Source organism: Globicatella sp. HMSC072A10 (assembly GCF_001811625.1).
Classification (GTDB): Bacteria; Bacillota; Bacilli; order Lactobacillales; family Aerococcaceae; genus Globicatella; species Globicatella sanguinis.
Window position 1 is genome coordinate 1 of record NZ_KV805764.1, and the last position, 6,856, is coordinate 6,856.

The following is a 6,856-nucleotide window of genomic DNA, read 5'->3' on the forward strand; positions in this document are numbered from 1 at the left end:
CTGTGATACGTACCTGGTTATTCGGCGTTTACAAAGCAACTGTGACCACGCTCTTTCTATTTTAAAAATAGATAAAGAAAGAAGACTGAGTAGAAATTCAAACTTTCTACCCAGTCTCTTTGATAATCATTTCATCTATCTATCATTAATATTATTTTGTCTTTCTAAAAAAGTAATAACCACATCCCACTAGTGCTAAACCAGTGATAATGTTTAAGTATTTATTTCCCCATAATGGGCTCACCGCTACTAGGAAAAAACCTAAAGCCATGAGAAAAGTAGCGCCATTTTTTTCCATCTTATTACTCAGCTTTTACTTTGTTAGCAGAAATAACAAATGGTAACCAAATTAAGAATGATACTAGTAAGTTAAACAATGAAACCAAACCAGCCATGACACTACCACCAGTTGCTAAGTAAGCAAAGAGTCCTGGAGGTGTAATCCAAGGAACAGCTAAGAACACTGGAGGAATTAAACCAGCTGCAGTTGCCAAGTAACCAATCGTTGCACAAATAGGTGGAACAATTAACCATGGAATCACAAATTGAGGATTTAATACAATTGGCATCCCAAAGATAACTGGTTCGTTAATATTGAAAACTCCCATTGGTGCTGCTAATTTTGCTATTGTTTTATGGTCTTCACGTTTTGATAATAAGAAGATAGCAATAATTAATCCTAAAGTAACACCAGAACCACCCATTTGAGCATAAGCATCAAATGAACCACGTGTCCATGTCCAAGGTAATTGAGCAATGTCTTTAGTCGCTTCATAAACAGCAGTATTTTCATTTAAGGCAACGCCATAAATACCATCCATTACCGGAGCCAATACATTGTGCCCGTGTAAACCAAAGAACCAGAATAATTGAACTAAGAAAGTTAATAAGATAACTGATCCAATCCCTTGTGATAAGCCCATTAATGGCATTTGAATGTACGTGGACACTAAATCATTAATTGCTTGTCCCGTTAAGGCAAAAGCTAAAAAGGCAACAATTGCCGAAGTATAAATCGCTGCCGTACCTGGTATAATCGCTGCAAAAGCTTTATTAACTGCAGGTGGCACTGTATCAGGCAATTTAATGGTAAAGTTCTTATGAGTTAAGGTCGCATATACCCAAGTGGCTAAAAATCCAATAATTAATGCTGTAAACAAACCTGTTGCGCCGGCATATTTTAATGCGATCGCACCCCACTCACTCGTTTCTAATGTAGAAACACCATCGGCTGACATGACATTTAATCCTAAATTTGTTAAGCCATCAACTAATGAAGCATCGGCCCCTTCTAAGGGTGTCATGATATTTAACGATTGTGGCATTGTTGAAATAAAAGATGCAAAAGAAATTAATCCCCCTGCTAATGGGTTAACTTTATACATCACAGATAAGTTATAACCAAAGGCAAAGGCAAAGAATAATGCCATAATCCCGATGGTACCGAAGTATACATATCCGTTAATATCGATAATAGGCTGCATTGCTGCAGCAAAACCGGTCCAACCTAAATTGGTTGGAATATCACGTAAGAAGACATTTAGTAAAACCGCAACTGACCCAGCCATTGTGATAGGCATCATCGCAATAAATGAGTCACGAATCGCCACTAAATGACGTTGTGAACCGATTTTTCCAGAAATTTCCATAAATTTATCTGAAAAATTTGACATAATATTTACAACTCCTAAATTCTTTAAATTTGATAGATAGAATAAAATAGTTATTTCGTTTGATGAGTATGAATTAGTTCTTGGTACCAATAGTAGCTATCTTTTTTCAAACGCTCTAACGTTCCTTCTTCAACTTCATGTTTATCAACATATACAAAGCCGTATCGCTTTTGATAGCCATTTAACCACGATAATAAATCAGTAAATGACCAAGTACAATAACCTAATAATTCGGTCCCATTTGCCACAGCTTCATTTAAAGCAGCAACGTGACTTTGTAAGTAATCGATACGGTATTGATCATGTACTTTACCATCTTCAGTTAATTGATCATACTCTCCTAAACCGTTTTCGGTAATCAGCACTGGAATATCATAACGACTCGTAATACGTTGTAAGCCAACTTGTATACCTTTTGGATCAATTTCCCAATCCCAATTTGTCCGTTCGACAAACTCATTGACAATCCGTTTATAATGTCCAGGGATTCCTGATTCACCAGATGAACCTTTCTTACCGGTAGTATTCATTTTTCCAGTTCCTACACCGTCAATAGGGTTATAAGCAATCGTATTAGTTTGATAATAATTAATACCTAAGAAGTCAGGTTTAGCAGATGCTAATAGTTCCATATCTCCTGATTGAATATCTAAAATAATTCCTTGTTCTTCTAAATAACGAAGGGCTGATTTTGGATAACGTCCCCATAGATAAATATCCATCCAAAAATAGGCATTTAAATTCTCAGCTTTTTCAGCAGCCAACACATTAATTGGATCACTATCTTTGGCATAATTAGGTGAATAAGCAAAACTTGGTCCGATTTTTCCATCTGGAACCATTTCGTGGAAAGTATTAATCACTTTTGCATTCGCTAAATTAGCAATATGGTTAACATTGTACATCCGTTGAGTATCTTTAACACCTGGTGGGTGTATTGCTAATTGGTAGCCTAAACTAACAAATACATTTTGCTCATTTAAACTAATCCAATATTTAACGCGGTCTCCAAAACGTTCGAATAAAACTGAGGCGTACTCATTAAAGTCATCAATAATTTGACGATTTTCCCACCCTCCATATTCATCCATTAAACATTGTGGTAAATCCCAGTGATATAAGGTCACTAACGGTTCAATATCATTTTTAATTAGTTCATCGATTAAATCAGAATAGAATTTAATCCCTGCTTCATTTACTTCTCCACGTCCATTGGGTAATATGCGAGTCCAAGCAATTGAAAATCGATAGGCTTTTAAGCCCATTTCAGCCATTAATGCAACGTCTTCTTTATAGCGATGATAATGATCAACTGCAATATCTCCCGTTGTACCTTTAAAGGTGGTCCCAGGAATACGGACGTATTCATCCCAAACAGATGGTGATTTTCCATCTTCATTCCATGCGCCCTCAATTTGATAAGCAGCTGAAGCAGACCCCCACAGGAAATCGGATTTTAAATTTGACACTATTTCTTTCAATTCTTCGCCTACTTTCTTGTATTAATTTGTTGACTAGTTGTTTTAGCAAAAGATTCTAGACCGGTTAATTGTGCTTCAATTTTCTTTTTCACACTAGAAGCAAAAATTTTATCCATAATCCATGCATTAGCTTTATGGAAAAAACCTGCGGGCTCATATACTTGAATATAAGTTACTTCTGTTTGTTTATCTGTAATGGCTCTTAATTGATATTGAACTTCTTGTTTACCTTGATTAGATCCGTAAACAACGCAGTAACGTGTTGGACGCTCAAACTCCTTAACTGTCAATCGAATACTATTTTGATTATGACGACCAAATTTTTTTATATAAGTTAAACCTTCGACAATTTCGCTATCTGCTAATTCAATATCAGTATTAGCATAGTAATCTTGTTTAAATGACAGTGTAATGGCATCAAAAACATCCTCAATTGGGACATTTAATACTTTGGCTACTTCCACCTTACTCATCCTCTGTTAATCGATCAATTTTTTCATGTAACTCAATAATCTCTTTTGCTACGTCAATAAATGTTAAAGCTGTCATTAAATGATCTTGCCCATGAATCAATAATAAAGATAGTTCCACACTATCGCCTGATGCTTCTTGTGTTAATAAAGCTGTTTGTGATTTATGTGCAGTGTTCAAAGTAGTATTTGCTTCAACAATTAATGTCTTGGCTTCTTCAAATTTACCTGCTTTTGCTGCACGAATAGCTTCGACTGCTTTTCCTTTTGCGTCTCCTCCATGCATAATCAGTCCCATGACTTGTTCTAAATTTTTTGGTTCTGCCATCTTTATTCTCCAATCATTTCCATTGCATAATTAAAAACATTAGTACCATTCATTGTGCCGTAATCCATCATATTAATATCACTTACTTTAATATTAGGTTCAAATTTTTCTTTGTATTCTTTTAGCATGAATTTCACTTGGGGTCCTACTAATAGCACATCAATATCTTTAGCTGCTACTTCGCTATCAACTTCAGAAACAGGTACTGCCCAAATTGTTGCTTCAATTCCTTTTTCTTGAGCTGCTTTTTCCATTTTTGTCACTAACATACTTGTAGACATTCCTGCATTACAAACTAACATAATATTTTTCATTTTTTATTCCTCCAATTATTTTTGTAATAAACTAATAAAAATATTCATCAATTGTTTAAAATCTGGTTGTTGTAACAATATGGCTTGTGCCATTTCATTATTAACAAAATCAACTAAACAAGGTGAAATATACTTCATTTTTTCATTGCTACCTTTTGATGGCGATAGCAAAAAGATAAAACGTACAGACGGATGTTCTTCACTCCAATATAATGGTTCTTTACAAATGCCCACCACGACTTGTTCGGTTAAACTCATTGGAACGGTTGGATGTGGAAAGGCTAAATGTTCACCATAGACCACCGGACTATAGGTTTCACGTAAACTTAATTGATGCATCATCTGATCTTTAAAATCAGGATTTTCAGCCTCATTAAGTAATAAAATCATTTGTTCTAAAGCGGTATTTTTATCGATAGCTTTATCAAAATAAACAAATTTTTCCTTACAAAAAATTTCTTTTGCGATTTGCTCTGCTTTAATTTTTTCTAAAGCTTCTTTTTGATGCGTTTCATTTTGTCGAGATGAGCTAGTGCGAATATATTGTCTAATTTCACGTACTTCATCTGAAGTTAGGAAGACACTCACATGTACAACCGGTGTTAAAAACAGTAAATTCGATAAATTAATTGAAGAAATGATTAAATCAATCCCTTTCAATCGTTCCTCATTAACTTCATAATAGCCAACAACATCACCAATTTTTATACTTCCACCAAACTCATTTTCTAGTCGGTTTTTCAGCATCATCGCACTTCCAGTTCCAGTTGCGCATACAACCAGCACTTGCAGTTTATTACGATTTACATCACGCTCAATCGAAGCTAATACATGAATTGCAATATACGCCCACTCGTCATCTAATAATTCTTGTCCTTCTAATAACGGCATCTTAGAAAAATGATGTTTAGTAATAGCCAATATTTCTGGAAACTTTGTTTTAATCTCTTCAACCAAAGGATTTGATAATTGAATTTTATTCTTTAATCGAATGATCAGCGGATGAAAATGTGCTGTTAAGGCATTGATTAAAGCCATATCCGTCGCTAAATTCATTTCAATTTCCTGTGAGACACCTTCCAAAACATTCAAAATTTGAGTTTTTAAGCTATTGGGTTCATCTTTGCTTTTATCGATCTCTTGTGTTAATTGAGTTCGCTTAACTTTTAAATGTAAAGCAATATAGTTCGCTTCCTCAATTGGAAACTTGACATTAAAAGCATTCTCTAAGCGATATAAAATTCTTAACGCTACTTGGTATTCTTTGGAGTTTTGAATATCTGGGGCCACTTTAAATTCTTTAATTGAATATCCTGTACGGATACGCTTAATCATTAAGGCAATATGTAACACCAGATTATGTACAACATAGTCAGAGAGTTTTAATAAAGCATCTCGACATTCATCGATTACTACGATGGTAATTTCTGCAAAATTAATTTCTGATAACAATGTGCCACCAACAAAAGCAAACATAGAATCATCAAAAGTATCAATAAAGAAATAATCCATCATAAAATGACGAATATCTGACTCGATTCCTTCAATCCGAATGCCATTTTTATCATTTAATAATTGCAAACCATAGCCTTGTACTTGTTGACGAATATCGTTCAATACATTGGTTAAAGTTGTTTTACTAATATAGAGTTCATCAGCTAAATCATCAAACAACAATGGAGCATCATTAAAAAATAATTTGTTTAACACATAATGTTGACGATCTGTTGACTCTTCTACTTGGGTAATATCCGTCATTGATTTTTTTGAAGTTAATGTTTCTTGCCAAAAAATTTCAAATTCTAAGGCATGAGTGATTTCTAATAGATAACCATTACCCGGCTTAGAGATTAAACGGGCACCATGAGTTGCAATTGTTTGCGCTAATTGCTGTAAATATTTACGAGCAGTTCGATCGCTAGTTTCAATTTCTTTTGCAAGTTCAGCACTAGACAAATAGTGTGTTCTATTTTTTAATAAACATTCCAATAAACACACTTCTTTTTTTGAAAGCATACATACCTCCTCCCAATTCGAAACCCTTTACAACTACATCTTACCAAATCATTAAGGAAATATAAAACCGGTTATTTCCTCATCGTTAAGGAAGCTTTGCTTAGTTAATTATAATAATAAAATTAATGCTCTTACATTGAAATACAAAGTGGAAGATTATTTATTTGCAAATCATGTATGGGAGTTGTCCAGAAGTAGAAAATCGAATGATTTTCGCTTCGTCGGCCTACCCCCGCAAAGTTGGGAGTTGCCAGAAGTAGAAAATCGAATAATTTTCGCTTCGTAGGCCTACCCCCGCACAGTTGGGAGTTGGCCAGAAGTTGAAAATTGAATAATTTTCGCTTCGTTGGCCTACCCCCGCACAGTTGAGTAGGTCTCAAACAAGTCTTTAAGACGCAGGTTGAGACCACTCAACCACTGCGCTTTTATTTTAATAACAATAACTTGATTGAGTTTACCAAATTTATCTTTAACCTCATTAAGACGCAGGTTGAGACCACTCAACCACTGCGTGCAGGTTGAGACTACTCAACCACTGCGCATTTATTTTAATAACAATAACTTGATTGAGTTT

Annotated in this window: 6 protein-coding genes; all 6 read right to left on the minus strand. The window is 34.7% G+C overall.

All coding sequences use genetic code 11. From position 1 onward, the window contains the following. Window positions 1-302: 302 nt before the first annotated feature. Genes HMPREF2811_RS07605 through HMPREF2811_RS07630 form a run of 6 tightly spaced genes read right to left on the minus strand, consistent with a single transcriptional unit; the run spans window position 303 to window position 6,282 of the window. Window positions 303-1,673, minus strand: a complete 1,371-nt coding sequence (locus HMPREF2811_RS07605) for a PTS sugar transporter subunit IIC (RefSeq protein ID WP_071408816.1) — start codon at window positions 1,671-1,673, stop codon at window positions 303-305. Window positions 1,674-1,723: 50 nt separating this feature from the next. Then, window positions 1,724-3,154 carry a glycoside hydrolase family 1 protein gene (locus HMPREF2811_RS07610; RefSeq protein ID WP_071408817.1) on the minus strand — a complete coding sequence of 477 codons (1,431 nt, stop codon included), beginning with the start codon at window positions 3,152-3,154 and terminating at the stop codon, window positions 1,724-1,726. 8 nt (window positions 3,155-3,162) lie between these two features. Then, the gene (locus HMPREF2811_RS07615; protein WP_071408818.1) at window positions 3,163-3,618 is read right to left on the minus strand and encodes a DUF3284 domain-containing protein; all 456 of its coding nucleotides are present in this window, start codon (window positions 3,616-3,618) and stop codon (window positions 3,163-3,165) included. A 1-nt stretch (window position 3,619) separates the two neighbouring features. Next, on the minus strand, window positions 3,620-3,952 hold the full coding sequence (locus tag HMPREF2811_RS07620) for a PTS lactose/cellobiose transporter subunit IIA (protein WP_071408819.1): 333 nt from the start codon (window positions 3,950-3,952) through the stop codon (window positions 3,620-3,622). A 2-nt stretch (window positions 3,953-3,954) separates the two neighbouring features. After that, the gene (locus HMPREF2811_RS07625) at window positions 3,955-4,266 is read right to left on the minus strand and encodes a PTS sugar transporter subunit IIB (RefSeq protein ID WP_066124810.1); all 312 of its coding nucleotides are present in this window, start codon (window positions 4,264-4,266) and stop codon (window positions 3,955-3,957) included. A 15-nt stretch (window positions 4,267-4,281) separates the two neighbouring features. Then, on the minus strand, window positions 4,282-6,282 hold the full coding sequence (locus HMPREF2811_RS07630) for a BglG family transcription antiterminator (protein ID WP_071408820.1): 2,001 nt from the start codon (window positions 6,280-6,282) through the stop codon (window positions 4,282-4,284). Window positions 6,283-6,856: the final 574 nt, after the last annotated feature.